Origin of the sequence: Allokutzneria multivorans (assembly GCF_039537405.1) — a bacterium.
Classification (GTDB): domain Bacteria; phylum Actinomycetota; class Actinomycetes; order Mycobacteriales; family Pseudonocardiaceae; genus Allokutzneria; species Allokutzneria multivorans.
The window spans coordinates 18,780-45,007 of sequence record NZ_BAABAL010000026.1 but is presented as its reverse complement, the minus strand read 5'-3'; the positions used below and the strand labels follow the sequence as shown (position 1 = coordinate 45,007).

The 26,228-nt window shown below is 70.4% G+C and carries 21 protein-coding genes and 1 pseudogene; 15 read left to right on the top strand and 7 right to left on the bottom strand.

Annotated features, from left to right (window positions below; translation table 11 throughout):
• The first annotated feature begins 221 nt into the window (after positions 1–221).
• Positions 222–1,454 carry an HNH endonuclease signature motif containing protein gene (locus ABD798_RS34430; protein ID WP_344884807.1) on the top strand — a complete coding sequence of 411 codons (1,233 nt, stop codon included), beginning with the start codon at positions 222–224 and terminating at the stop codon, positions 1,452–1,454.
• Positions 1,455–1,616: 162 nt separating this feature from the next.
• Here ABD798_RS34430 and arfB read toward each other — a convergent pair whose 3' ends face one another.
• A complete protein-coding gene (gene arfB, locus ABD798_RS34425) occupies positions 1,617–2,051 on the bottom strand; it encodes an alternative ribosome rescue aminoacyl-tRNA hydrolase ArfB (RefSeq protein ID WP_344884804.1) in 435 nt (144 codons plus the stop codon).
• A 42-nt stretch (positions 2,052–2,093) separates the two neighbouring features.
• Positions 2,094–3,836 carry a peptidoglycan D,D-transpeptidase FtsI family protein gene (locus ABD798_RS34420; RefSeq protein ID WP_344884801.1) on the bottom strand — a complete coding sequence of 581 codons (1,743 nt, stop codon included), beginning with the start codon at positions 3,834–3,836 and terminating at the stop codon, positions 2,094–2,096.
• Between the two features lie 246 nt (positions 3,837–4,082).
• Between ABD798_RS34420 and ABD798_RS34415 the strand changes: the two genes are divergently transcribed.
• The 3 genes from ABD798_RS34415 to ABD798_RS34405 all read left to right on the top strand — a co-directional run bounded on the left by ABD798_RS34415 (position 4,083) and on the right by ABD798_RS34405 (position 9,486).
• Positions 4,083–5,978: an ABC1 kinase family protein gene (locus tag ABD798_RS34415; protein WP_425549324.1), complete on the top strand. Its 1,896-nt coding sequence runs from the start codon at positions 4,083–4,085 to the stop codon at positions 5,976–5,978.
• A gap of 101 nt (positions 5,979–6,079) precedes the next feature.
• Positions 6,080–7,213 carry a low temperature requirement protein A gene (locus tag ABD798_RS34410; RefSeq protein ID WP_344885506.1) on the top strand — a complete coding sequence of 378 codons (1,134 nt, stop codon included), beginning with the start codon at positions 6,080–6,082 and terminating at the stop codon, positions 7,211–7,213.
• A gap of 71 nt (positions 7,214–7,284) precedes the next feature.
• Positions 7,285–9,486, top strand: coding sequence for an AfsR/SARP family transcriptional regulator (locus ABD798_RS34405; protein WP_344884795.1), 2,202 nt, complete (start codon positions 7,285–7,287; stop codon positions 9,484–9,486).
• On the opposite strand, the gene ABD798_RS34400 is transcribed toward ABD798_RS34405, so the two are convergent.
• The 3 genes from ABD798_RS34400 to ABD798_RS34390 all read right to left on the bottom strand — a co-directional run bounded on the left by ABD798_RS34400 (position 9,465) and on the right by ABD798_RS34390 (position 13,069).
• Positions 9,465–9,890 (bottom strand): hypothetical protein, encoded by a 426-nt coding sequence (locus ABD798_RS34400; RefSeq protein ID WP_344884792.1) that lies wholly within the window; start codon positions 9,888–9,890, stop codon positions 9,465–9,467. The genes ABD798_RS34405 and ABD798_RS34400 overlap by 22 nt on opposite strands.
• Before the next feature lie 48 nt (positions 9,891–9,938).
• Entirely contained in the window at positions 9,939–10,700 is a 762-nt protein-coding gene (locus ABD798_RS34395; RefSeq protein WP_344884789.1) for a glycoside hydrolase family 16 protein, read from the bottom strand.
• A 137-nt stretch (positions 10,701–10,837) separates the two neighbouring features.
• A complete protein-coding gene (locus ABD798_RS34390; RefSeq protein WP_344884786.1) occupies positions 10,838–13,069 on the bottom strand; it encodes a TolB family protein in 2,232 nt (743 codons plus the stop codon).
• Between the two features lie 165 nt (positions 13,070–13,234).
• Here ABD798_RS34390 and ABD798_RS34385 point away from each other — a divergent pair, with 165 nt between their 5' ends.
• The 4 genes from ABD798_RS34385 (at position 13,235) to ABD798_RS34370 (ending at position 16,005) form a co-directional block, all read left to right on the top strand.
• The gene (locus ABD798_RS34385; protein ID WP_344884783.1) at positions 13,235–14,446 is read left to right on the top strand and encodes a benzoate/H(+) symporter BenE family transporter; all 1,212 of its coding nucleotides are present in this window, start codon (positions 13,235–13,237) and stop codon (positions 14,444–14,446) included.
• Between the two features lie 130 nt (positions 14,447–14,576).
• Positions 14,577–14,828, top strand: a complete 252-nt coding sequence (locus tag ABD798_RS34380; RefSeq protein ID WP_344884780.1) for a hypothetical protein — start codon at positions 14,577–14,579, stop codon at positions 14,826–14,828.
• 83 nt (positions 14,829–14,911) lie between these two features.
• The gene (locus ABD798_RS34375; RefSeq protein ID WP_344884777.1) at positions 14,912–15,589 is read left to right on the top strand and encodes a hypothetical protein; all 678 of its coding nucleotides are present in this window, start codon (positions 14,912–14,914) and stop codon (positions 15,587–15,589) included.
• Positions 15,586–16,005, top strand: a complete 420-nt coding sequence (locus tag ABD798_RS34370) for a hypothetical protein (protein ID WP_344884774.1) — start codon at positions 15,586–15,588, stop codon at positions 16,003–16,005. Before ABD798_RS34375 ends, ABD798_RS34370 begins: the two co-directional genes overlap by 4 nt.
• A gap of 6 nt (positions 16,006–16,011) precedes the next feature.
• On the opposite strand, the gene ABD798_RS34365 is transcribed toward ABD798_RS34370, so the two are convergent.
• Positions 16,012–17,454: a GAF domain-containing protein gene (locus ABD798_RS34365; RefSeq protein WP_344884771.1), complete on the bottom strand. Its 1,443-nt coding sequence runs from the start codon at positions 17,452–17,454 to the stop codon at positions 16,012–16,014.
• Positions 17,455–17,563: 109 nt separating this feature from the next.
• Here ABD798_RS34365 and adh point away from each other — a divergent pair, with 109 nt between their 5' ends.
• Genes adh through ABD798_RS34345 form a run of 4 tightly spaced genes read left to right on the top strand, consistent with a single transcriptional unit; the run spans position 17,564 to position 21,260 of the window.
• The gene (gene adh / locus ABD798_RS34360; protein WP_344884768.1) at positions 17,564–19,087 is read left to right on the top strand and encodes an aldehyde dehydrogenase; all 1,524 of its coding nucleotides are present in this window, start codon (positions 17,564–17,566) and stop codon (positions 19,085–19,087) included.
• Complete coding sequence (locus ABD798_RS34355; RefSeq protein ID WP_344884765.1) at positions 19,087–19,467, top strand: DUF779 domain-containing protein; 381 nt, start codon at positions 19,087–19,089, stop codon at positions 19,465–19,467. Before adh ends, ABD798_RS34355 begins: the two co-directional genes overlap by 1 nt.
• A 58-nt stretch (positions 19,468–19,525) precedes the next feature.
• Positions 19,526–20,614 carry an S-(hydroxymethyl)mycothiol dehydrogenase gene (locus ABD798_RS34350; RefSeq protein ID WP_344884762.1) on the top strand — a complete coding sequence of 363 codons (1,089 nt, stop codon included), beginning with the start codon at positions 19,526–19,528 and terminating at the stop codon, positions 20,612–20,614.
• Positions 20,615–20,651: 37 nt separating this feature from the next.
• Positions 20,652–21,260: an MBL fold metallo-hydrolase gene (locus ABD798_RS34345; protein ID WP_425549319.1), complete on the top strand. Its 609-nt coding sequence runs from the start codon at positions 20,652–20,654 to the stop codon at positions 21,258–21,260.
• Between the two features lie 39 nt (positions 21,261–21,299).
• On the opposite strand, the gene ABD798_RS34340 is transcribed toward ABD798_RS34345, so the two are convergent.
• Positions 21,300–22,493 (bottom strand): hypothetical protein, encoded by a 1,194-nt coding sequence (locus tag ABD798_RS34340; RefSeq protein ID WP_344884759.1) that lies wholly within the window; start codon positions 22,491–22,493, stop codon positions 21,300–21,302.
• Between the two features lie 47 nt (positions 22,494–22,540).
• Between ABD798_RS34340 and ABD798_RS34335 the strand changes: the two are divergent.
• The 3 genes and pseudogenes from ABD798_RS34335 to ABD798_RS34325 form a co-directional block, all read left to right on the top strand.
• Positions 22,541–22,972: pseudogene (locus ABD798_RS34335) on the top strand (MSMEG_6728 family protein); the annotation flags it as partial.
• A 495-nt stretch (positions 22,973–23,467) separates the two neighbouring features.
• The gene (locus ABD798_RS34330) at positions 23,468–24,517 is read left to right on the top strand and encodes an NAD-dependent epimerase/dehydratase family protein (RefSeq protein ID WP_344884756.1); all 1,050 of its coding nucleotides are present in this window, start codon (positions 23,468–23,470) and stop codon (positions 24,515–24,517) included.
• The gene (locus ABD798_RS34325; RefSeq protein WP_344884753.1) at positions 24,514–26,112 is read left to right on the top strand and encodes a phytoene desaturase family protein; all 1,599 of its coding nucleotides are present in this window, start codon (positions 24,514–24,516) and stop codon (positions 26,110–26,112) included. The genes ABD798_RS34330 and ABD798_RS34325 overlap by 4 nt, the downstream gene beginning before the upstream one ends.
• Positions 26,113–26,228 lie beyond the last annotated feature (116 nt).

Below are 26,228 nucleotides of genomic sequence, written 5' to 3'. Positions count from 1 at the left end.
GGTCGGCTTGACCTGGGGCCCCTTGCGCGTGCCGTAGTGGGCCGGACGGGCACGGGATGAATCCCGGCCACGCTGGCAAGCGTATGGCACGCGCTCCCCAGGTAAAGCCGACTCGGTTTCGCTGACGGCTGAACGTTGGTTTTTCCCTTGGCCTGCAACGGATTTGACGCTGTTGGAGGAGTTGCTAAAATTAGGGGTATCCAGCACAGGGGAGGTGAATCATGTTGGATATCACGGCTGTGAAGTCTCTTTTGGTAGATCATCTCGAATCACACGACGTCCACACGCTCTCCGAGAAGGAGCATCTGGCGTTCCTGGTGGAGTTGGAGACGCTCACGAATCTGGTGACGGCAGTGAAGGTTGACGCCGCTGAGTATGCGGAGGATCGTGGTCTGCACACCGCGCAAGGGTGCCGGAACCTCGCGACGCTGTTGCGGTCGCACTTGAAGATTTCTCCGGCGGAAGCGAAGCGACGCTCGCTGCTCGTAGAAGACCTCCCCGGCGTGCCTTCCACGAAGGACGCCCTGTACGCGGGTGAGATCAGTGGTGATCACGCGGCGGTCATCGCCGATGTCATCAAGAACATTCCCGCTGATGCGGCTGATGAGGCTGAAGAGATCCTGCTTGAGTACGCGCCTGAGTTGACCTCGCGCGAGTTGGCGCAAGCGGGGAAGCGGGTCCGGTCGCACTTCGATCAGGCGGGTGCCTTCGCGGACGAGCAGAAGGCCGTGGAGGCGCGGTCGTTCAGGATGGGTAAGGATCAGCACGGGTCTTTGTTCTTCAACGGATGCCTGCCGCCGATCGAGGGCGCGATCTTCGAAGAAGCCCTGCACGCGGTGTCGAAACCCCGCCCCAGCAACGGGGAAGAAGATCCTCGGACGGTGGAGCAACGCTATGCCGACGGGTTGTGTGAGTTGGTCGCGGTCGCGATGGCCACCCATGACCTCCCGGCCAGTGGCGGGGTGCGGCCGCAGATGGTCGTGACGATGCGCTTGGATTATCTGGAGGAGAAGCTTCGGTCGGGGTACACCGACTGGGACGGTGAAGCCACCGCCTCGCTGATCCGGCAACTTGCTTGCGACGCTGAGCTGATCCCCGTCGTCCTCAACGGGGAGAGCGTCCCCCTCGACTACGGGCGTTCTGCTCGGACCGCGCCTGCTCCTCTGCGACGGGCGTTGGCGGTGCGGGACAAGGGATGCGCGTTCCCCGGGTGTGATCGGCCACCGGCGTGGACGGAGGCTCATCATGTGTTGCATTGGGTTGAGCATCGTGGGCCGACGGATTTGAACAACATGACGTTGTTGTGCTCGCACCACCATCACGTGATCCACCAAGAAGACTGGAAGATCGTCTTCGCCGACGACGGACGACCCGACTTCATCCCACCGACGTGGGTGGATCCCGAGCAGAAACCGATGCGCAACATCAGAGTCGACCCACGGTTGGCGGCGTAACCGAGGCAGGGAGGTGTATTCGACATGCGCGCAGCAAGCTGGAAGGTAAGGGGCGCAACGAGGTGCGCGTGTCCTACGCCTCCCGGCGCGGGCCGGTTCACTGGCCGTACCCGTATGAAGCCCGATGGGGGTCCAGGTCGAGTCGGATCCGGGCTGGAAACCTCAGTCGGTGTGGCGGACCTGACCTCGACCGCGCTTCACGTCGGAGCGCTGACGCTTGGCGGCGAGACGGCGCTCGCGGGCGCCACGGCTGGGCTTGGTGGCGCGGCGGGGCGGGGGAGGCGGAGCGATGGCCTCGCGCAGCAGGGCGACCAAGCGGTCGCGGGCGGCCTGGCGGTTCTGGAGCTGGCTGCGCTGCTCGGACGCGGCGATGGTGAGCACGCCGTCGACCACACGCGTGGCGAGGCGCTCCAGGGCGCGCTCGCGCTGGCGCTCGGAAGTGAACGCCGACGACGCGGCGACGTCGAAGGACAGCTCGACGCGGCTGTCGGTGGTGTTGACCGACTGGCCGCCAGGGCCGGACGAGCGGGAGAACCGCTCAGCCAGCTCGACGCCGGGGATCACCAGCGACGCAGTGACGGTCAGATCGGTTGCCATGCCCCCAGGATGCCTCACCACGGCCACCGCGCACAGTCGGATTTACCTGGTCGCGATCAACTCCTGGACCGGGGCGCGCTCCTTCGCCATGGGGACGCGGTAGCGCTGCGCCAGGTAGTCGGCCATCTCGCGGAACAGGCGGGCGGGTGCCTCAGCCCCAGCAGAGCCAGTCCCAGCAGGGCCAGCCGCAGCAGTGTCAGCCGCGTCGACGAGGGTGGCGATGACGAAGCGCGGAGACTCGGCGGGGAACATCCCGGCGAAGCAGTTCCACACGCGCTGGCCGCTCGGCTGCTCACGGGTCCCGGACTTGCCCGCCACCTGGTAGCCGGGGAGCGCGGCGGCGGGAGAAGTTCCCTTCTGGCCGGGCGAATCCTGGACAACGGCGCGCAGCAGGCCTCGGACGGTGGCGGCGGTCTGCGGGCTGACGACGCGGACACCGGCGGGCCGAGGCAGCTCCGCGCGCTGGCCGTTCTGGCGGGTCTCGGCGCGGATGAGACGGGGCGGGACGCGGACACCGTCGTTGGCGATCGCCTGGTAGGCGCTGGCGAGCTGGGGCAAGGTGACAGCCACGTCGTGGCCGATGGGCAACCGCGCCAGGGTGGAGGCGGACCAGTGCTCGCGCGGCGGCACCTGGCCGGAGTTCTCGCCGGGCAGACCCAGTTCGACGCGCTCGCCGAAACCGAAGCGGGCGGTGAGCTCGGCGAAGCGGTCCTCGCCGAGCTTGCGCGCGGTCTGCACGGTGCCGACGTCGGAAGAACGGGCGAGCACACCGGCGAGGGTGAAGTCCTGGGTGGCGTGGCCGGTCCGATCACGGACCTCGACGCCGTCGACGCGGACGCGCTCGGGAACGGTCACGGTCCGCTCAGGGCCGAGCGCGCCGTCCTCGACCGCGCCCGCGGCGGTGACCACGGCGGCGGCACCACCGGGCTCGAAGGGGATCGAGACGGCGGTGTTGATCTTCTGCTCGGTGGCCAGCGCGAGCACCTCGGCGGTCTTCGCGTCGAGGACCACCAGGGAGACGTCGTGGGCCGAGGAGCGCTTGGCGTGCTCGGAGACCAACTGCTGCGCCATGAACTGCACGTCCACGTCGAGCGTCAGCTCCAGGCTCGCACCGGGCGTCGCGGGTTCGAGAACGCGCTCGGTCCCGGGGATCACGACGTCGTCGCGGCCCTGCTCGGTGTCCACGATCCGCCGCCCGCTCCGCCCGGCGAGCGCCTGGTCGCGGGAGCTCTCCAAGCCGCTGACTCCCCTGGTACCAGCGGGTTTCTGGTCCTTGCGCCAGACCGTCGTGCCGATCACGTTCGCGCCGAGCGAGCCGTTGGGGTAGACGCGCACGGCCCGGTACTCCGAGCCGATGTCGGGGTGCGCGGTGGTGATCTCCCACGCCGTCGCGGGGCCGATGTTCTCGGCCAGCTCCTCGCGCTGGCCGTCGCCGCGCAGCTTCGCCAGCACCTGGTCGCGGTCCGTGCCCTCGCCGGCCGCGCGCACCACGGTGTCGGCGATCCGCGCGGTGTAGGTCTCGAAGTCCGGGGTCCGCTCGGGGCGCTTGTCCTTGGCCTTCTGCCAGTTCGCGCGCAGCAGCCGGGGCACGACGTAGAGCACCCGCGAGTCCACGCTGAACGCCAGCGGACGACCCGCTCTGTCCACAATGGAGCCCCGTTGCGCCGGGATGTCGAACGGGGTCGCGCGCTGCTTCGCCGCCCTCGCCGAGAGCGCCTCGGCCTGGAAGACCTGGACGTGCACCAGCTTCACCGCCGCCACCAGCAACATCAGCACCAGCGCCATGCGGCCGAGCACCATTCGTGGCCGATGCGTTCCGCTTCCCCTCACCGGGTGACGGCTTGAGTCGGCGGTACGGGTGAGCCTGGGCGGGGGGAGATCACGCGCACAAGATCCACGGTACCGATCGAGGGGCTTCCCGTTGGGGTGATTCGCGAACGATGTTTGCGAAGCGGCCCGACGTGGCCCGCGCCCTAGACTCCGCTCGTGGATCTGCTAGCGGAGGTCTTCGTCGGCCTCGCCGTGTTCGTCATGGTGCTGTTGTTCGCCGCGGCCGTGCGCCGCCTGCTCGGGACGGCCTTCGGCACGCTGCGCACGCTCGCGGCCGGGCTGCTGGCCTACCTGCTGGCGATGCCGATCGCGCAGGCCATGCGCGGCGCCGTCGCCCCGGACGACAACCAGAACTCCATCTTCTGGTTCCTCATCCTGGCGATCGGCTGCGCGGTGCTCGCGGGCATGACGTTCCTGGCGGTGTCGGAGGCGCTGGTGCCGACCGGCTCGCTGCCGACACCGCTGGAGTGGGTGCGCGGTCTGGGCGGCCGAGTTCGCCGGGCGCGCCGCTACTCGCAGATCACCCGCATCGCGTTCCGCCACGGCCTCGGCCCTTACCTGCGCGGACGCGACCGCGCGGAGCAGAGCCGCACCAAGCTCGCGCGTTCGCTGCGCGGAGCGCTCGAAGACGGTGGCGTCACCTTCGTCAAGCTCGGGCAGATCCTGTCCACGCGCCGAGACCTGCTGCCGGAGGAGTTCGTCACCGAGCTGAGCCACCTGCGCGACAAGGTCCCGCCCGCCGAGTGGACCGAAGTGGAGGCCGTGCTCATCGAGGAACTGGGCGCGCCGGTGGACGAGGTCTTCGCGGCCTTCGACCGCACTCCGCTCGCGGCGGCGTCGATCGCGCAGGTGCACGTGGCGCGACTGCACTCCGGCGAGGAAGTCGTGGTCAAGGTGCAGCGGCCGGGCATCCGCGACCTGGTGGACCGCGACATCGACATCGTCAACCGCCTCGCCAGGACGCTGGAGCTGCGCACGAAGTGGGGGCGCTCGCTCGGCCTGCGCGAGCTGGCCTCCGGCTTCGCCGATGCCGTGCGCGAGGAGTTGGACTTTCGCGTCGAGGCCGCGAACATGGGCGCGGTCGCGGCGAACGCCAGCGGCACGGTGACCTATCCAGTCCCGCACGAGCCCCTGTGCGGCGAGCGCGTGCTGGTGATGCAGCGCTTGGACGGCGTGCAGCTCGGCGCGGCCGACGCGGAGATCGCCGAAGCGGGGCTGGACCGGCGAGAACTGGCGAAGACGCTGCTGGAGTGCCTGCTGCGGCAGATCATGGTCGACGGCGTCTTCCACGCGGACCCGCACCCGGGCAACGTGATGCTGCTGAGCGACGGACGGCTGGGGATGCTGGACTTCGGCTCCGTCGGCAGGCTCGACGCGTCGCTGCGCGCGGCGTTGCAGCGGTTGCTGCTGGCCATGGACCGGGGCGATCCGCTCGCGGCGGGCGACGCGCTGCTGGAGATCGCGCCCCGGCCGGACGAGATCGACGAGCAGCGGCTGGAGCGCGCGCTCGGCCAGTTCATGGCGCGTCACCTGTGCGGGGGCTCGGTGCGCAGCGTCCGGATGTTCACCGACCTGTTCCGGATCATCACCGACCACCGCCTGTCGATCCCGCCGGAGGTGGCGGCGGTGTTCCGCGCGCTGGCCACGGTGGAGGGCGCGTTGGCCCAGCTCGCGCCCGGCTTCGACCTGGTCGCGGAAGCGCGGTCGTTCGCGCGCGGCTACGTGGTGGAGAACCTGGATTCGGGGACGCTGAAGGAGGCGGTGATCCAGGAGGCCGCGGCCGTGCTGCCGATGTTGCGGCGGCTGCCCAGACGTGTCGAGCGCATCGCCGGAGCGATCGAGAACGGCCGCCTCACGGTCAACATCCGGTTGTTCGCCGATGAGCGCGACCGCACGCACGTCACTTCGCTGCTGCACCAAGTGCTTTTCACGGTGCTCGGCGCGACGGCCGGGGTCATGGCGGTGATGCTGCTCGGCACGACGGGCGGGCCGATGGTGACCTCCACGGTCAGCCTGTACGCGTTGTTCGGCTACAACCTGCTGTTGATCAGCGTCGTCCTGGTGCTGCGCGTCCTGGTGCTGATGTTTCGGCGATAGCGCGTGTTCACCGCGCCCGAGCGCGACCGCCTGGTTAGGGTGCGAGCCGTCCACCAGCGGCGGAGCAGGGCGGGGAGCACGTGAGCACTTGGTACCGGCCGATGACGGCACGTGGGGCGGATGAGGCGCACCGCGCGGCGACTCCGCTGGAGCTGCTGTTCGACCTGTGTTTCGTCGTCGCGGTCGCCCAAGCCGCCGCGGGCCTGCACCACGCCATCGCGGCGCACCACGTCGGCCAGGGCGTGCTCGGCTTCGCGATGGTGTTCTTCGCGATCTGGTGGGCGTGGATGAACTTCACCTGGTTCGCCTCGGCCTACGACACCGACGACACGGCCTACCGGGTGACGACGCTCGTGCAGATCGCGGGCGCGCTCGTGGTCGCGGCGGGTGTCGGGCGGGCGCTGGACCACGGCGACTTCGCGGTGATCACCTACGGCTACGTGCTGATGCGGCTGGCCATGGTGACGCAGTGGCTGCGCGCGGCCAAGGCCGATCCGGAGCGCAGGCGGACGGCGTTGCGCTACGCGGGCGGGATCGCGGTGGTGCAGGTCGGTTGGCTGGTTCGGCTGGCGCTGCCGCAGGAGTGGTTGCTGCCCGCGTTCTTCGCGCTTGCCCTCGCCGAGATCGCGGTGCCGCCGTTCGCCGAGCGCGGCGCGACCACGCCGTGGCACCCGGGCCACATCGCCGAGCGCTACGGGCTGTTCACGCTGATCGTGCTGGGCGAGTCGATCCTCGCGGCGACCAACGCGGTGCGGTCGGCGGTGGACTCCGGTCACGCTTCGGCGAGCCTGTTCGGAGTGGCGGGGGCCGGGCTGGTGATCGTGTTCTCGCTGTGGTGGCTGTACTTCGACAAGCCCGCCGAGCACCTGCTGACCACGCTCAGCGCCTCGCTGAAGTGGGGCTACGGGCACCTGTTGATCTTCGCGTCGGCGGCCGCGGTCGGCGCGGGGCTGGAGGTCGCGGTCGACTTCGGCACGGGCGAGGGCGAGGTGTCGGAGCTGGTCGCGGGCCTGTCGACGGCGGTCCCGGTCGCGTTGTACCTGCTCGCGGTGTGGGTGCTGCACATCCTGCCGCGCGGGCGTTCCCCGCTGGCGTTCGCGTTTCCGGTGGTCGCAGTGCTCGTAGCGGCCAGCCCGTTCGCCGGGGCCTCGCTGTACGTGACGGCGGTGCTCGTCGCGCTGCTGGTGCTGGTGGGCCTTCCGGACCCGTCACGCCGTCGTGCGGCAAAAGGCTGAGATTGGGCAAATGCGCTGGAACGGACCCATAACAACGCTGGACCCCCTGGTGGCGAAGCGCAAAACTCTTCGTGATCACTTGGGGGACGGCGATGGAGATCGACCTGCTCGGTCCGGTCCGGGTCCGCGACGGCGATCGTGCGGTCCAGGTCGGGCCAGCGCGTCAGCAGTGCGTGCTGGCGATCCTGGCGGCTGAGGCGGGCCGCGTCGTCGGTGTGCCCGCGCTGGTCGAACGGGTCTGGGCGGACCGCGCGCCCGCCGGAGCCCGCAACCTCGTGCAGACCTACGTCGCCCGGCTGCGGCGAGTCCTCGTCGCGGCCGGAGCGGACGGCGCTTCGGTCCTGGTGTTCCAGAACGACGGCTACCGCCTCGCGGTCGACCCGGAGTCGGTGGACCTCGTGCGCTTCCGTGCGCTCGTCGCCGCCGGGGACCCGGACGCGGCGCTCGCGCTCCGGCGCGGCACCCCGCTCGCCGGGATCGAGGGGGAGTGGGCGCGGCGGACCCGGGAGGCCCTCGAAGAGCAGTGCCTCGACCTCGTGCGCGAGCGCGAGTGGGCGGTCCGCAACGACCTGCCGCACGGTCCCGTTGACTTCACCGGCCGCGATGGCGAGCTGAAGTGGTTATCCGACAAGATCTCCGGCGGCGCGAGCGTGCTCACCTTCGACGGGAGCGCCGGGGTCGGCAAGACCGCGCTCGTGCTGTGCGCGGCGCGCATGCTCACCGCCGCGTATCCGGACGGCCAGCTCTTCCTCGACCTGCAAGGGCACGCGCCGAGCCAGCGGAGCTTGTCGGCCGCCTGTGCGCTGGAGTCGTTGCTGCGCGCGGTGGGGACCGCGCAGGAGGACATCCCCGACGGGATCGGTGAGCGCGCTTCTGCCTGGCGGACAAAGCTTTCCGGTCGTCGAGTGTTGCTCGTGCTGGACGACGTGGCCGACGCCGAGCAGGCCCGGGCGGTGCTGCCTGGTGCTCCCGGCTGCCTGACGTTGATCACGTCGCGGCAGCGGCTCTCCGGGCTGGCGGGTGCGCCGTCGCGCACGGTGGACGTCCTGCCCGCGCCGGAAGCTGTCGCGCTGGTGGAGCGAGCGGCCGGTCGTCGTGCTCCGCCCGGCGCGGCGGACCTGTGCGGTCGCCTCCCGCTCGCACTGCGCCTCGTGGGAGCGCGGATGCGGCACAGTCCACAGTGGACATTTGGTGGGGGTGAGGCGGTCACGGCCGCCTACGAGGCGCTGGAGCCCTTGCTGCGCCGTGCTTTTCGGCTGCTCGGACGGCATCCCGGGATCGACATCACTCCGCACGCCGCCGCCGCGCTGCTGGGCTGCTCAGTTGATGACGCCGAGGACACCCTGGACACGTTGTTCGACGTTCACCTTGTGCGGCAACACACCCCGGGCCGCTACCGGATGCACGACCTGCTCCGCCAGTACGCCGTCGACCTCGAAGAGCCCGATGAGCGCGACGCGATCACGCGCGTGCTCGACCACTACCTGTACTCCGCCAACGAGGCCGATCGGCAGATCGCCGGGCGGGCGCGGTTCACCCCGGCGGAGAACGCCGTGATCGCCTTCGTCGGCACCGGGATGAGCTGGTTCGACCGCGAGCTGTCCAATCTGCGCGCGGTGATCGAGTTCGCCTGCCGGGAGAAGTACGACCGCCACGCGTGGCAGATCGCGCTGACGCTGTTCGGCTACTACGGCGTGAAGGGCATGCACACGTCCGCGGTGGCTGTGCACGACCGCGTGCTGCCCATCGCGGGTGACGTGAAGCTGTTGTCCGCCAACGTGAAGCTCCACGTCGCCGTGCTGGAATGGCGAGCAGGGGAGTACTCTCGCGCGGCGGCCCGGCTCGACGACGCACTGCCAGTGCTGCGTTCCCTGGGCGAACACCGCTCGGTGGGAATCGCCTTGAACAGCAAGGGGATCATCCACCTGGCGCTGGGCAGGCAGGAGGAGGCGCTCGCCTGCTTCGAGGAATCCCTGCAAGCCCGCCACGCCGCCGCCGACACGCGTGGCGAAGCCGCCAGCCACCTCAGCATCGGCGACCTGCTCCTGCGCAAGGGACACCGCGCCGACGCCGTCGAGTCCTTCCGGCACGCGCTGGAGCTGGCGGTCGACGTCGCGGACCGGGCGGTGGAGAGCCGCGCGCTGACCAGCATCGGCCTCGCGCTCACCGGAGCGGAAGCCGCCGAGTACCTCGAACGCGGTGCCGCCGTGGCCGAGGAACTGCGTCGCCTCGGCTCAGCGGCGGCCCCGGCTCACGGCACGTTCGGGTTGTAGCAGCTGGCGAAACCCGCGGGCTTCGGCCTGCCGCTGGCCAGCAGCGCGACCGCGTCGGCGTAGCGCAGGTTCTCCGGGTACTCGGGCCAGTCCGGCTCCTGCCCGTTCACGTGCAGCTCGTCCAGCCAGTAGCCGGAACTGTCGGCGGCCTTGGCGAACTCCAGGTCGCAGCCCTTCACGCGCACGGTGATCTCGAAGATCTTCTGCGAGGACTTCACCGTGCGCTTGCCGACCTTCTTGGTCTTCTTCTCGACGTCCGTCCTCGGCTCGCCGACAGCGGTGAAACCGGCTGTCTTCAGCTCCTTGGCGAACTGGCTCTGACCGCTGCCGCACCCCGTCGTGGCGAGGGTGAGCGGGAGGAGCACCACGAGGGCGCGGCCGAACTTGAGGCTCATGGCGTGCATCTAACACTCCTGAGCCCCGTCGTGGTGCGAGACCGCGGAAAGTATTGTCTACCTGCGGTGGACCCGCACGTGGTCGATCTCCATGGAGCCCTCGGCGACCTCGGGCGGGATCTGCGAGTAGACGAACATGTTCAGCACGAGCGCCCCGTCACCGGTGAACGGTCCCTGGCGGCAGACCTCCTTGCCGTCGAGGAACCACACCGTCTCGTTCGGGCCGAGGACCTGGCCGATGGTGTGCCAGTCCTGGGTGAGGTCCACCTCCGAGGTGACGACGCACTGCCCGCCGGTGCCCTGGTGGTTGGTGAGGTAGAGCCGGAACGGGTTGTCGCTGAAGTACTCGTAGGTGTCCTGCTCGTTGCTGCCCGAGCCGTTCCAGGTCCACGTGGAGGGCCAGAAACCCTTGTCCTTGGGGAGCTTCAGGCGCGTCTCGACGTAGTCCCCTTCGCGCACCTGGAATTCCTGCGCGGGTCCCTGGCCGCAGCCGTGCGCGGTGGTGATCAGCGCGCCGGACCACTCGTAGCCCGGCTGCGGGTTGTCCTTGCGCGCGGTCATCACCAGCTTGCCGTCGCGCACCGAGAGCGCGTTCCAGGTGTGCCACTCCAACTGCTGGTTCCCCTTGTTGCCAAGGCAGTTGTCGGCCTCGGCGTTGGAGTGGATCGTCCAGCGCCCGCGATCGACCTCGGTGCCGTCGAACTCGTCCGCGAACGCGATCGGCCAGCTCGTCGGGGGTTCGTCCTGGGCGGCCGCGTGCGGTGCGGCGACGGTCGCGCCCGCGATGAGGACGGCGGCGAGCAGGGCGGTTCTTGACATCTGCGAACTCCGAAACGACGAGCCGGTGGGATGGGTGCCCATGCTCTGCACCGATCCGCCGCGAGGGAACCCGGCTTCGGAATCGCTTATGCGCCAACGACGAACGACGTGGACGATTCGGTCTGCTCCGAAAACGATCAGCCCGGAACGTGCGCGTACACCCTGACCCCGGCCGTCGTGGGCGGCGCGACCCGGGAGAGGACGCGTCCCTGCGGGCTGAGCAGGACGAGTTCCGGCTTGCCTGCCGAGGGCATCGCGAGCACGCTCCCGTCGTCGTTGAACACCGCCGAGAACACTGGCCCGGTGTCGAGCGGAACCGACTTCCCGGTCGTGGTGTCCACGAGCACCCCGGAGGACGCCAGGCCTGAGCCGGGGCCGTCGCCGCACGCGTGCCGATCGAAGGAGGTCTCGTCGATGATTGCCCGCTCACCACCCGGCGAGAGCGCGACCACGGAGTTGAAGCAGGGATCGGGCTTGCCGTCGATGGGCGGGACGAAGCGGCTGTTCGAGCCGTCGGCGTCGGTGATGCGAACCCTCGCGCTCGTCGCTGGAGCGCTCTGGTCGTACCAGGCGATCGACCCGCCGTCCGGTGAGATGACCGGATAGCACCCCGTCGGGCCGCTCAGCGGCGTCGTCCGTCCACTGTCGACATCGATCACCGCCCACCGGTCCTGCTTCTCGTGGAACAGGATCGAGCGCGAGTCCGGGGTCCACGCGGGCGTGTAGCACAGGCCGTGCAGGTCGACGCCGCTCGCGAGCGCGCGGGCCTGCTGACCCACGGCGGCCACCATCAGCCGACTGCCGTCCATCCACGCCTGCTTGCTCCCGTCCGGGGAGACGGCGCCGCGCACCTCCCCGAGCCTCTTCGCCGGTTGGTCACCGGACTTCGAGTACAGGACGTTGCGGTAGGTGCTCGCGTCGTACTGGCCGTAGAAAACCGTGCCGATCTTGGAGACCGGAGCGGGTGGCTTGCGGAAGGACGCGGTGTCGTTGGTCTGCCACACCGGCCACTTCCGCTCGATGGAGGCGATCTTCATCTTCCGCTTCCAGTCCTTGAAGCGGGCGTCCAGCTCGACCTCCCCGTTGAGCGCCAACCCGAACAGCAGGTTGGCCTCCGCCGAGGTCGAGCCGATCGCCAGCTCCGGCCCCATCGAGGCCTCCAGCGTCAGCCCCAGCCACGCGGTGCCACTGGGATCTCCGCCGTAGAGACCGATCTCCAGGCCCAGCTTGCCCTGGAAGGACATCTTCGCGTCCACGCCCTTGACCACCCGCTGGACCGGCGTGTAGCCGTGCGGATCGGACATGGTCAGCGTCTCGTCGGAGTTCTTGATCCCCGCGTGCAGGGTGGCGTCGAAGCCCATCTTCGTGCCGGTCGACGCACGCACCTCGGCGCCGACGAACGGCTTCACCTTGCACTTCAGCGACACCGGCCCGACCTTGACCAGGCGTCCGACCACCTTGCCGCACAGGTTGTTCAGCCACTTCAGGCCCGCGCTGTTCTCGACCTTGACCTGGCACTCCACCGCCGCGGCCACTTCGGCCTGGAAGGTGACCTTCGGGTTCAGCGTCGCGGTGACGTCGATCTTGGCTTTGGGCGGGAACAGGCCCCAGTCGAAGTCACCGCCGAACTTCGGGCGCAGGTTGTGCACGTCCATGACGCCCCGCGCGCCCCCGGCCGAGCACCGGCCGGTTCCCTTGGCCGCCAGCATCTCGCCGAAGTTCACCGACAACATCGGTGACTCGGCGATCGGACGGAACCCCAGGCTCTCGCCGTTGTCCGCCAAGCGGAACCGGCCGGCGGGCAGCGCCTCCGAGATCGGCACCGGTGTCGTCTCCACGACCGTCCCGTTGACCGAGAGCACGCGCCGGGCCAGCGGATCGGGCGTCTGCGGGCCTTCGGCGACGATGAACACCGAGCCCGGCTTCAGCCGCGCGAGCGCTGGTGCTCCGGCAGCGAAGGTGACCGTCGTGCCCGCAGTGCCGACGATGCCGGGATTGGTGTGGTCGAGCACCGTGGTGCTGTTCGGGATCACCGTGACGTACTCGGCGTTGGCGGTCGCCGTCTCGCCGGTGGTCACCGTGACGGCGAAGGTCTCGGCGTCCGGGTGCGCGTCCCCCAGTTCGGTCAACACCGGGTCGATCCGCACGACGTAGGTCCCGGCGGGCACGTTGCGCTCGTCCGCGTGCCCGGCCACCGTGTAGGACACCGGCCCGACGACGGTCACCGCTCCGCTGATGCCCTCGGGCAGGCCGGTCACCGCGACGCGCAGCCGGGTCGCCGCGCCGCCGAACCAGTCCGTCGCCCAGATCGCGACGATCACCGCCACCACACCGATCGCGATCCCGACCGTCACCCGCCACCGGCGCACGCGTTGCTCCCCTTCGGCCGACTCCGAAGATCATCGGAGCACCTCGCGCCCGCGCGCGGAACCCCGTTCGCCGTCGCCGTACCGAACAGCGGCTCGAACGCAGGTCAGGGGGTGTGCGGGCCGTCACCCTCGACGGTGGGCGGTGTCGCTGAATAGGGTCTTCCGATGCCCGAGAAAGTCCTTGCAGCACAACGGACGGACCGGCGGTCGTTCTTCTCCGACGCCTCGCTGTCGTCCTTCGTCGCCGCCCTGATCGCCGTCGTGGTGTCCTACTCCGGACCCATGGTGATCGTGCTGACCGCGGCGCAGGCGGGCAAGCTCACCCCGGCGCAGACCACCTCGTGGCTGTGGGCGATCTCCCTCGGCAGCGGGCTCACCTGCCTCGTGCTCAGCCTGTGGACCAAGGTCCCGGTGATCACCGCGTGGTCGACGCCGGGCGCGGCGCTGCTCGTCACCAGCATGGGCTCCTACTCCTACGCCTCGGCGATCGGCGCGTTCCTCGTCTCCGCGCTCGCGATCACCCTCGTCGGCTTCTCCGGCGTCTTCGGCAAGCTCATGGCGCTCGTGCCCGACGCGCTCGTCTCCGCGATGCTCGCGGGCATCCTGTTCTCCTTCGGCGTCGAGGCCTTCCGCGCGCTCGGCCAGGGCCCGCTCGTCGCGGCGGCCGTGCTCGTCGGCTACGTGCTCGCCAAGCGCTTCAGCGCCCGCTACGCCGTCCCGGTCGCCCTGCTGCTCGGCGTGCTCACCGCGGCGGTCAGCGGCGGACTGAACTTCCGAGGCGTCTCGCTCGACCTCGCCAGTCCACTGTGGACGACCCCGGTGTTCGACGTCGCCGCGATCATCGGCGTCGGCGTGCCGCTGTTCGTGGTCACCATGGCCTCGCAGAACGCCCCCGGCCTCGCCGTGCTCCAGGCCAGCGGCTACCGCCCCGCCGACCGGCCGCTGGTCGGCGGCACCGGGCTCGCCTCGCTCGCGCTCGCGCCGTTCGGGTGCCACGCCGTCAACCTCGCCGCGATCACCGCCGCCATCTGCACCGGTCCGGAGGCGCACCCCGACCCGCGCAGGCGCTACCCCGCCGGAGTGTTCTGCGGCCTGCTCTACCTCGCCGTCGGCACCTTCGGCGGCGCGCTCATCGGCGTCTTCACCGGCCTGCCCAAGGAACTCGTCGCCGCCATCGCCGGTGTCGCGCTGCTCGGCGCCTTCATCTCCGGCCTCAGCGGCGCGATGGCCAGCCCCCGCGACCGCGAGCCCGCCGCCGTCACGTTCCTGGTCACCGCCTCCGGCCTCTCCCTGTTCGGCATCGGTTCCGCATTCTGGGGCCTGGTGTTCGGCTTGGTCGCCCACGTCGTGCTCAGCGTGCGGCGCAAGACTCCCTGATTTGGGGGAATCTCGGGGAATTTCCCTTTCGCCCCAACGGATGCAGGCGTTTGCCCTTGTCTGGATACCCCACCGCGTTTGCATTAGCTATGGTCGGGTTTCGCGGTTTTCCTCGGGGTGGGAGGCTGGAATGAGCGGCTACGACCAGGCTGTGCAGAACCTCTCCGCCGCTCGTGAGGCCCTGCCGGGCGCGCTCGTCCAGGAAGTGCTCTCCGCGTTGCGCACCGTCGCCGGACATCTCGCCGCCGCGGGTGTCGTGCGCTACGACGGCCTGCTCAGCCAGGCCGACTCCGACGCGGGCACCGCGCTGAGCGCGTGCGAGGAGATCGCCAGGGGCCTCGACGAGGACATCGCCCGGACCCAACAGCTCATGAGCGGCTGAAAGTTAGGCCATCCGGGTGGCGGTTTGCCTTGGTGGCAACAGGCTTTTCTCTGCGATTGTGCACGGCGATCCAGGGGGTGAGCATGAGTTCCTACGCCGAGGTGGCCGCCGCGCTGACCGCCGCGCGCGGTGCGCTGCCGGACTCCGCGGCCGACCGGGCCCGCGATGCGGTCGAGTCCGTCGCCGCGCTGCTGGCCGAGGCGGGCTCGCGCGCGCACTCCGCGTTCGTGGCGGCGGTCGACGACCGGATGTCCTCCGTGCTGGAGGTCTGCGCGGAGGTGCGGTGCGGCCTTGAGGGCGATCTCGCCGAGGTCGAGGAGCTGCGCAGCCCGCAGTGGCGCGCGACCGCGCTCAAGGAGAAGTGGATCGCCGAGCGGGACAGGCCGCCGAGCCCCGTCTTCGGCCGCCGCGTCGGGCCCCAGGTGAAGGAGCCGTTCACCGCGCGGACGCTGTGGGTGGACAAGCACAAGCAAACCGCTGACGGCCACTACCGCGCCAACAACGCGGCGCAGGCTGCGCACCTCGACGGCACCGATGAGGAGGGGAAGAGCGTCTTCCTGCCGGGGCTCGACGCCAACCGGATCGCCCTCGACGCGGCGCAGCGGGCGGATGAGGCCGGGCTCTGGGCGGAGACGAAGGCTGTCGTCGAGTTCGACTCCGTGGTCGGGGTCCACGCAAAGACGGGGCGACCCACGACCATCGTGAACGTCTACCGCCGCGAGACGAAAACCATCCACGCCTGCCCAGGGAGCCCGAAATGATCGACCTCGATCCCGCGCTGTCCCAGTGGCGCGACGCTCGCCCGTGGGAACGCGCCCTCTACGGCTGGGGCGAGGCGAGCGCCTACGCCGCGTCCACGGCCGTCGCCCAACGGTGGGATCTGCTCAACCGGTGGGAGCCGGGGGACGAGGAGTGGATCATGCTCAGTGACGGCGAGGCGTACCGCTCGATGTGCTCGCTGTACTTCCCGCTCTTCCTCGCCGTGCCCGACGTGGCGGCGAGCATTTCGGCCCTGGTCGCCGATCCCGTGGTGGTCGTGCCGATCACCGGCTTCGACGTCGAGGACCTCCGCTGTGCCCCCGACCTGCTGCGCGCGACCCTGCTGCACCGGGGCTGGAACCACGACTTCGACCCGGAGGCCTTCTGCGCGTCCGACCTCTTCGTCGAGAGCGTCTGACCGGTTTCACGGCAGCGACAGTGCGCGGAGTCGGGTGAGCGCGCAGGCGCGGCGGGGGTCGGCGGGGGACAGGGTGCGCGCGAGCACCTCGTGCACCTCGATGTCGTCGGAGCCGTGGGGCTGCTGGGCGAAGTCCCACACCACATCGGGGCATCCGGAGTGTAGTGCGGCGGAGCGGACGGCGGCGTGCAGTTCCTCGCGCTCGGCCCGCACGAGTGGAGCCTCGGAGCGGGGGAGCAGCGGACCGCGATAGGACCGCACGGCGAGCGCGGCATCGCCGGAGCGCACGGCGGCGCGCACGCGGAGGAAGTCGGCGTCGACGGCGGCGAGGAGGCGGTAGGGCTTGCGCCCCAGGACGATCCCGAGCTGAGTGCGCAGCCGGTGCACCTCGGCGCGGACGGTCACGGCGTTGCCGTCCTCGCCGTGGGTGGCAAGGGCGAGCGCCTCGCCGCTGAGGCCGTCGGGGCGAAGTGCCAGTGCGGCAAGGATCTCGGCGTGGCGCAAGCTCAACGGGTGCTGGCGGCCGTTGAGCGTCACGACGGGATCTTCCAGCAGCGACAACGACAACAGCGGCGCCGAAGAGGACGTCGGCACGCGCAGCAGGAAGCCCTCGTGCAGCGGCTCCAGCAGCCCGGTGCGCCCGTCGGTGAAGCGGATCTCCGGGCCGGACACGTCGACGCGGGTCGGTAAGCCGCTGATGCCGGACACGAGGACGCGGCCGGTCGGAGTGAGCAGCGCTCCGGGCTCGCCGCGCAAACCCAGCAGGTGCGGCATGTTCCGTTCGCGCAGAAGCTCTTCGCGCGCGGTCAGCGAAGCGTGCAGTTGCGCTTCGGCGAGCTTCGCGGCGGCCTCGACGAGCGCGGCGACGGCGGGGTGCGCGGTGTGCACAGGGCCGCTGACGTCGACCACGCCGAGCACGGCGCCGGTGTCGGGGTCGCGCACGGGGCTCGCCGCGCAGGTCCACGAGTGGTAGCTGCGCACGAGGTGCTCACCGGAGTGGATGCGCACCGAACGGCCGAGCGCGAGCGCGGTGCCCATCGCGTTGGTGCCGATGACGTCCTCCGACCACCGCGTGCCCTCGGCGAGCGCGGCGCGTTCGGCGGCGTGCCGGACGGCGTTGTCCCCTTCGCACCACAGGATGTGGCCCGTCGCGTCGGTGACGATCATGATCTGACCGGACTCCTCGGCGAGCCCGCGCAGCGTCGCGCGCAGTGCGGGCAGCGTCGAGGCGAGCGGGTGCGCGGCGCGCAGTTCGGAGACCTCGCGCTGGGCGTAGACCGTCGGCGCCTCGGTGCGGTCGGGGTCCACGTGGGCGTCGAGGGAACGCCGCCACGACTCCGCGATCACCGTGCGGGGAGCCTGTGGCGCGCGGCTCCCACCGAGCACCGCCTCGTGCACGCGGACCAGAACCCGGGCGCTCTCCAACGGATCCGCGGGCGGGGTGGCCATCTCCTCGATGATTGACCGCCGACGACACCCGGCGCAAGTGCAACGTGGGTGCAACGTTGCCCTTCGTAACCTGCGAGCCACTCACCCCCGAAGACGTGGGAGGCAGCAGATGGCGACCTACGCCGCTCCAGGCTCCGAAGGCAGCATCGTGTCCTACCGCTCGCGGTACGACCACTTCATCGGCGGCGAGTACGTGCCGCCCGCGAAGGGCCGGTACTTCGAGAACCCCAGCCCGGTGACCGGCGAGGTGTTCACCGAGATCGCCAGGGGCACCGCCGAGGACGTGGACCGCGCGCTGGACGCCGCGCACGGGGCCGCCGCGAGCTGGGGGAGGGCCTCGCTGGCCGAGCGTTCCGGCGTGCTGCTCAAGATCGCCGACCGGATCGAGCAGAACCTGGAGCAGCTCGCCGTCGCGGAGAGCTGGGAGAACGGCAAGCCCGTCCGCGAGACCCTGGCGGCCGACCTGCCGCTGGCCGTGGACCACTGGCGCTACTTCGCCGGGGTCCTGCGCGCGCAGGAGGGCGGGATCTCGCAGATCGACGCCGACACCGTCGCCTACCACTTCCAGGAGCCGCTGGGTGTGGTCGGCCAGATCATCCCGTGGAACTTCCCGTTGCTGATGGCCACGTGGAAGCTCGCCCCCGCGCTCGCGGCGGGCAACGCGGTGGTGCTCAAGCCCGCCGAGCAGACCCCGGCCTCGATCCACGTGCTGCTGGAGCTGATCGCGGACCTGCTCCCGGCCGGAGTGCTCAACGTGGTCAACGGTTTCGGTGTGGAGGCGGGCAAACCGCTCGCCTCCAGCAGCCGCATCGCGAAGATCGCCTTCACCGGCGAGACCACCACCGGGCGGCTGATCATGCAGTACGCCAGCGAGAACATCATCCCGGTGACCCTGGAGCTGGGCGGCAAGAGCCCGAACCTGTTCTTCGCCGACGTCGCCGCCGCCCAGGACGCCTTCTACGACAAGGCCCTCGAAGGGTTCGCGATGTTCGCGCTGAACCAGGGCGAGGTCTGCACGTGCCCGTCGCGCGCGCTGATCCAGAGCTCCATCTACGACCGGTTCCTGGGCGACGCGGTGGAGCGCACGAAGAAGATCAAGCAGGGCAACCCGTTGGACACCGACACCATGGTCGGCGCGCAGGCCAGCAACGACCAGCTGGAGAAGATCCTGTCCTACATCGACATCGGCAGGCAGGAGGGCGCGAAGGTCGCCACCGGCGGCGAGCGGGCCGAGCTCGGCGGGGCGCTGTCGGGCGGGTACTACGTGCAGCCGACGATCTTCGAGGGCGACAACAAGATGCGGATCTTCCAGGAGGAGATCTTCGGCCCGGTGGTCTCGGTGACGCGCTTCGACGACTTCGACGACGCGATCAAGACCGCCAACGACACGCTCTACGGCCTCGGCGCGGGCGTGTGGTCCCGCGACACCAACACCGCTTACAGGGCGGGGCGCGCGATCCAGGCCGGGCGCGTGTGGACCAACTGCTACCACGCCTATCCCGCGCACGCGGCCTTCGGCGGCTACAAGCAGTCGGGGATCGGGCGCGAGAACCACCGCGCGATGCTGGAGCACTACCAGCAGACGAAGAACCTGCTGGTCAGCTATTCGGAGTCCGCGCAGGGCTTCTTCTGATGCCCGCCGCACGAGTCGCGGTGACCCCGGCGGCGGCGGAGCTGCTCCGCGGCCTCCGGGAGTCCCACGGCGCGCTGATGTTCCACCAGTCCGGCGGGTGCTGCGACGGCAGCGCCCCCATGTGCTACCTCGCGGGGGAGTTCCGCACCGGTGGCTCGGACGTGCACCTCGCCGACCTGGAGATCGACGGCGTGCCCGAGGCGGTGCCGTTCTGGATGTCGGCCGCGCAGTTCGAGTACTGGCGGCACACGCACCTCACCGTCGACGTGGTGCCGGGCCGGGGCAGCGGGTTCTCCCTCGAAGCTCCGGAGGGCGTGCGCTTCCTGATCCGTTCGCGGCTGTTCACCGACGCGGAGGTCGCCGAACTCGACGGGCGGTGACCCCGGGGCTACGGTCGTCGGAGATCCACATGCGTCGAGACGAATCTGGAGGCCGGTCGTGGCACAACAGGTCAGGGGCGTCATCGCCAAGGGGCGTGGTGAGCCGGTCACGGTGGAGACGATCGTCGTCCCCGATCCGGGCCCCGGCGAGGCCGTGGTGAAGGTCCAGGCGTGCGGGGTCTGCCACACCGACCTGCACTACCGCGAGGGCGGGATCAACGACGAGTTCCCGTTCCTGCTCGGGCACGAGGCCGCGGGCGTCGTGGAGTCCGTCGGCGAGGGGGTCAGCGGCCTCGAACCCGGTGACTTCGTGGTGCTGAACTGGCGCGCCGTGTGCGGGGACTGCCGGGCCTGCAAGCGCGGGCGCCCGTGGTACTGCTTCAGCACGCACAACGCCGCGCAGCCGATGACGCTGCTCGACGGCACGAAGCTCAGCCCGGCGCTGGGCATCGGCGCGTTCGCCGAGAAGACGCTCGTCCACAGTGGACAGTGCACCAAGGTCGACCCCGACGCTCGGGCGGCCGCGGTCGGCCTGCTCGGCTGCGGTGTCATGGCGGGCATCGGCGCGGCGATCAACACCGGCGGCGTCGGCAGGGGCGACTCGGTCGCGGTGATCGGCTGCGGCGGGGTCGGCGACGGCGCGGTGGCCGGGGCCAGGCTCGCGGGTGCCGCGAAGATCATCGCGGTGGACACCGACCCCAGGAAACTGGAGTGGGCGCGTGGTTTCGGCGCCACGCACACCATCGACGCGCGCTCGGTGGAGGACGTGGTGACCGCGATCCAGGAGCTGACCGACGGCAACGGCGCGGACGTGGTGATCGACGCGGTCGGCCGCCCGGAGACCTGGAAGCAGGCCTTCTACGCCCGCGACCTCGCCGGGACGGCGGTCCTGGTCGGGGTGCCGACGCCGGACATGCGCATCGACATGCCGCTGATCGACTTCTTCAGCCGGGGCGGTGCGCTGAAGTCCAGTTGGTACGGCGACTGCCTGCCGACGCGGGACTTCCCGATGCTGGTCGACCTCTACCGGCAGGGGCGCCTGGACCTGGACGCCTTCGTGTCCGAGGAGATCGCGCTCGACGACGTGGAGGCCGCCTTCGGGAAGATGCACCACGGCGACGTCCTCCGCTCGGTGGTGATCTTCTGATGACCGACGTGATCTTCCCAGCGGAGGGAACAATCTGATGGTTCGAATCGATCACGCGATCACCTCCGGCACGTTCTCGTTGGACGGCGAGACCTTCGACGTGGACAACAACGTCTGGGTACTCGGCGATGACTCCGAGTGCGTCGTCTTCGACGCCCCGCACGACGTCGCCGCGATCCTGGAGGTGATCGGCGGCCGCACGGTCAAGGCGATCATCGCGACGCACGCGCACGACGACCACGTGCGCTACGCGCCGGAGCTGGCCGAGGCCACCGGTGCGCCGATCCTGTTGCACCCGGCCGATCTCGTGCTGTGGGAGCTGACGCATCCCGACGTGCGCCCCGGCGGTGAGTTGGCCGACGGGCAGGTGATCGAGGTCGCGGGCACCGAGGTGCACGTGCTGCACACGCCGGGCCACGCGCCCGGGGCGTGCTGCTTCCACGTGCCTGAGCTGGGAGTGGTGTTCACCGGCGACACTCTGTTCCAGGGCGGACCCGGTGCCACGGGGCGGTCGTACTCCGACCACGGCACGATCGTGGATTCGATCACCAAGCGGTTGCTGGAGCTCCCGCCGGAGACGATCGTGCACACCGGTCACGGTGACAGCACCACGATCGCGGCCGAAGCGCCCGGCATTCGCGGCTAGCACGTGTCCCGCGAGGTGCACAGGCGCCTCGCGGGACAGCTAGTCCTGCCAGAAGAACAGCAGGCTGTCGACGGTGAGCGGTGTGCGGGCGCCGAAGTAGTAGACGTAGAGGCCCGTGACCTTGACCGCGCCGTAGAAATCGATCCACCGGAATCCCGCTGCCTCCAAGGAAGAGCGGGCCTCGTCGTCGCCCATGGCGAAGCGCCCGAGCGTGCTGATCCAGACCTCGCGCTCGGAGTCGCCGAGGAAGATCACGTGGTAGGTGTCGTCGCCGCTGCCGTGGTGCTCGCCCGCCCGGATCGGCTCCTTCGGCGCCAGGCCCGCCTCGGTGAGCGCGGCAACGGCTCGCTGGACATGATCTACGACGGCCGGGTGTTCCATGCACAGGTACTCCAGCCGCCACCTCGGGTCGCTCTGGCGTTGGCACGTGGGCACGTGGTTGTGCACGATCACCGCGCGGATTTCCTCGTCCAGGCCGTCGACCTCCACCCGTGGGCGGCCGAGCGCGTCGTAGATCGACCGGGTCTCCGCCAGGTCACCGGTCTGCTCGTGCAGTGCGCAGGCGGCCCACACCTTCGCCTCGGTCGTGGGGGCTTCGGCGATGTACTCGCGCAGCCGCTGCGGAGCGAACTCCAGCTCGTGAGCGAAGTGCGCGACAGTGCGGTCAGGATCGGCGAGCGCGTCCGTCACGTCCTCGTCCGCGCGGTAGCGCATCCGCACGCGGAAAAGCCGTTCCTGCGGTAGTTCGCTGCCGACCTCGGCCAGGAGCGCCTCGGCTCCGTGACGCTCGATGAGCCCCTCAAGCCCTTCCAACCCGGCCAACTGCCGATGCGTCCACGGATCGGCCGCGAGCAGCACCAGCTCGTGCAGCGCGGTCCGATCACCGAGGCGACCGCGTGCCTTGAGGAAGGCCTCGGCCATGCCGTAGGACGTGTCGCGCTGCCGCTCTTCGCTCTGAAGCCACGGCAGCAGCTCCGCGCGGTCTGCCAGCACGTCCAGGAGTGCGCGGCGAACTTCTGCCGTCTCGCCGAGGTCCCGCACGCGGGCGATCAACGCCTCGGTCCACCGCTGCGGCACCCGCCCGGCCAACGCCTCGGCGCAGAGCCGACGCCGCCACCAGTCGTTCGCCGGATCGGCGACGTAGCCGGCCAGCAGCTCAGCGTCGACCTCACGCAGACCAGCGAGGTCGTGCGCGCCGCGCGGCGGAAGCAGCTCTTCGATGACGTCGTGCACGCGAAGACCCTATGCGTGATCTGCCGGGTTCTGGGTAGAGACTGGGGATGCAGACGTTCCTGCCGTATGCCGACTTCGCCGCGAGCGCTCAGGTGCTCGACGATCGCCGCCTCGGCAAGCAACGGGTCGAGAACGTGCAGGTCCTGCGCGCGCTGGTGTGGCCCGAGTACGGATGGAAGCACCACCCGGCGGTCACGATGTGGCGGGGCTTCACGCGGGCGCTCGTCGCCTACGGCGTCCAGGTGTGCCGCGAGTGGACCGCGCGCGGGCACTCGGACTCGACGGCGCACTCGTTGCTGGAATTCACCGGCGGCGTGGTGCCTGACCAGGGTGAGCTGATCGACGCGGGAGCCGTGCCGCCGTGGCTCGGGGACGAGGCGGTGCACCTGTCGCACCGGTCGGCGTTGGTGCGCAAGGACCCCGAGCACTACCGCCGCTTCTTTCCCGACGTGCCGGACGACCTGCCTTACACCTGGCCGAAGCCCGTGTTCCCGAGATGGCCGGTGCGCGGTCACATGTCGGTGGAGGACGCGACCGAGCTCTTGGGCGTCCACCAGCTCACCGAAGCCGAACGCGAGGCGGTCGAGGACGTCCGCCGGGGTCGCAGCGTCGAGCTGCACAGTGACCGCGCGGGGCAGATCGGCCTGCTCGCCGGGTTGTGCACCGAGGGCCGCACGCTGTGGTTGCTGCCGGGAGAGCCCTTGGCGGTCGAGACGGGCGAGCATCCCGAACTGCCCGCGCGGACGCCGGGGAAGCGGCCGAGCACTGCCCGCACCGCAGGACCTCGCGAGGTCGCGGCGACGCGGGACGAGTGGGCCAACGACCCGGAGTTCCTCTTCCACCGGGGTGAGGTCGCGGCCGGCCCCGACGTGGGCCTGGTCGTGCTGGACGGAGTGGAGGCCGCTCCGGCCACGAAGGGCCCCGTCCTCCAGCTGCGCTGATTAGCGGGCCGGTCGGCGGGAAACTCCAGGACCATGCGAATCGCGGTGACCGGGGCCAGCGGGAACGTCGGCACGGCCCTGCTCAGGCGTCTCCCACCGGGGTGGACGGTCGCCGCCCTCGCGCGCAGGCGCCCTGACCAGGTCGAACCGTACGCGCGCGCCGACTGGACGACCTGCGACGTGGGCACGGACGAGGCGGCGCTGCGCGAGGCATTCAGCGGGGCCGACGCGGTGGTGCACCTGGCCTGGGCGATCCACCCGCGCACCGATGACCCCGAGATGCGGCGCACCAACATCGTCGGCACGCAGAACGTCCTCGTCGCCGCGCGCGACGCCGAAGTCCCGCACGTGGTGTTCGGCTCCTCGGTCGCCGCCTACGAGCCCGCCGGCCGCTGGGCCTTGGTGGACGAGGACTGGCCGCTCGGCGGTATCGAGGGCAGCGCGTACAGCAGGCAGAAGGCCGCAGCCGAAGCTCTGGTCGCCGATTCGGGCTTGCGCAACGCGTGCGTGCGCCCGGCCTCGGTGGTGCAGCGCGCCTCCGGGGCGGAGATGCGACGTTGGCTGCTGAGTTCGCTGTTTCCCTTGTCGCTGCTGAAAAAACGGTGGTTGCCGCTGCCGTTGTGGCCGGGGTTGCGGCTTCAGCTCGTGCACGCCGACGACGTCGCCTCGGCCCTCGTGCGGATCTTGGAGCGCCGTGCGACCGGCGCGTTCAACCTCGCCGCCGATCCGTTGCTCACGGCAAACGACATCGGCCGGGTGCTCGGTGGAGTCCGGGTTCCCGTGCCTCTGTCGCCGTTGAGCGGCCTCGCCTGGACGGCGTGGCGGCTGGGCCTGCAACCGCTGCACCCCGGCTGGCTCGCGTTGGCTGACCAGGCGTGCCTCGTGCGCTGCGAGCGGGCGCGCGCCGAGCTGGACTGGCGTCCGGAGCACGACAGCGCCGACGCGCTCGCCGAGGTGATCGGCGGAATGGCGACCGGTTCCGGAGAGCAGAGCCCACCTCTGAAACCTGATCAAGGCCCCGCGCGGCGCATCCGCGATCTACGGTGGGGCAGGCCGACCCACCAGTCCCAAGGAGAAGCGTGACGCACCCAGGTGACACCGCCGACGCCGTGGTGATCGGCGCGGGCCCGAACGGGCTGGTCGCGGCCAATCTGCTGGCCGACGCCGGGTGGAGCGTCGTGGTGCTCGAAGCCGCGGACGAGCCGGGCGGGTCGGTGCGCAGCGGCGAGGTCACCGCGCCGGGCTTCACCACCGACTTCTGCAGCGCGTTCTACCCGATGAGCGCGGTCTCCCCGTTCATGCTCGGCCTCGACCTGGAGCGCCACGGGCTGGCGTGGCGGCACGCCCCCGACGTCCTCGCGCACGTTCTGCCCGACGACCGCGTCGCCGTGCTGTCCCGCGACATCGAGCGCACTGCGGAGTCGGTCGCGCAGTTCGCTGAGCGCGACGGCGACGCTTGGCGCGAAGAATTCCTTGCGTGGCAACACATCCGTGACGACCTGGTCGAAGCGCTGTTCCGGCCTTTCCCGCCGGTCCGAGCCGCCGCGCGCCTGTTCCGCCGCATGGGCGCCGGCGACGCGCTGCGGTTCGCGAGGCGTGCTGTGATGCCGGTGCGCACGCTCGCGGAGGAGCAGTTCTCGGGCGAGGGCGCTCAGCTGCTGTACGCGGGCAACGCCCTGCACACCGACCTCGGCCCGGACGCGGCGGGCGGCGCGATCTTCGGGTGGCTGCTGGCGATGCTCGGCCAGGACGTCGGCTTCCCCGCCCCGGTCGGTGGAGCCGGAGAGATCACCTCAGCACTGGTGCGGCGCCTGGAATCCCTTGGCGGACGGGTGGACTGCGGTCGCCGAGTGGACCGCGTGCTCATCGCGAAGGGCACGGCCGTCGGGGTCCGCGACGCGAGCGGGGAGCTGGTCCGCGCTCGCCGGGCGGTCCTCGCCGACGTCCCCGCGCCGAGCCTCTACCTGGAGCTGGTCGGCGCCGAGCACCTGCCCTCGCGCATGGTCGACGACCTCAGCCGCTTCCACTGGGACGACTCGACGGTCAAGGTCGACTGGGCGCTGTCCGGGCCGGTGCCGTGGACCGCGAAGGAGGTGGCGGGCGCGGGCACCGTGCACCTCGGCGGCGACCTCAACGGCCTGGCGCGGTTCAGCTCGCAGCTCGCGTGCGGGCAGACGCCGAAGGTGCCGTTCCTGTTGCTGGGCCAGATGACCACGACCGACCCGAGCCGTTCGCCGCGCGGCACGGAGTCGGTCTGGGCCTACACGCACGTGCCGCGCGGTCAGAAGTGGGACGAGACGCGCCTGCGCCGCGCCGCCGAGCGCGTCGAGCAGACCATCGAGAAGCACGCGCCCGGCTTCACCTCGAAGGTGCTCGCCCGGCACATCGCGGGCCCGAACGAGTTGGGGCGGCACAACATCAGCCTCGTCGACGGCGCGGTCAACGGGGGCACCGCCGCGATCCACCAGCAGCTGATCTTCCGGCCGACCCCGGGCCTCGCCCGCCCCGACACCCCGGTCGACCGCCTCTACCTGGCGAGCGCCTCCGCGCATCCGGGAGGAGCCGTGCACGGCGGCCCCGGCGGCACAGCGGCGCACGTCGCCTTGCGCCGCAACGGTTTCGGCGGAGACGCCTATCGGGCCGTCATCTCCGCCGTCCTCAACCGCCTCACCGCCTAGCCCCTGTCCTGTAGGTCGTCAGGTTCGCCAGTCTTCAACGACAGCACACCCCGCAAGGACGCTGGGTTTGCGGCGGTTGACGATGATCAACAGGTGGGTTTGCTGGTCTTGAAGAC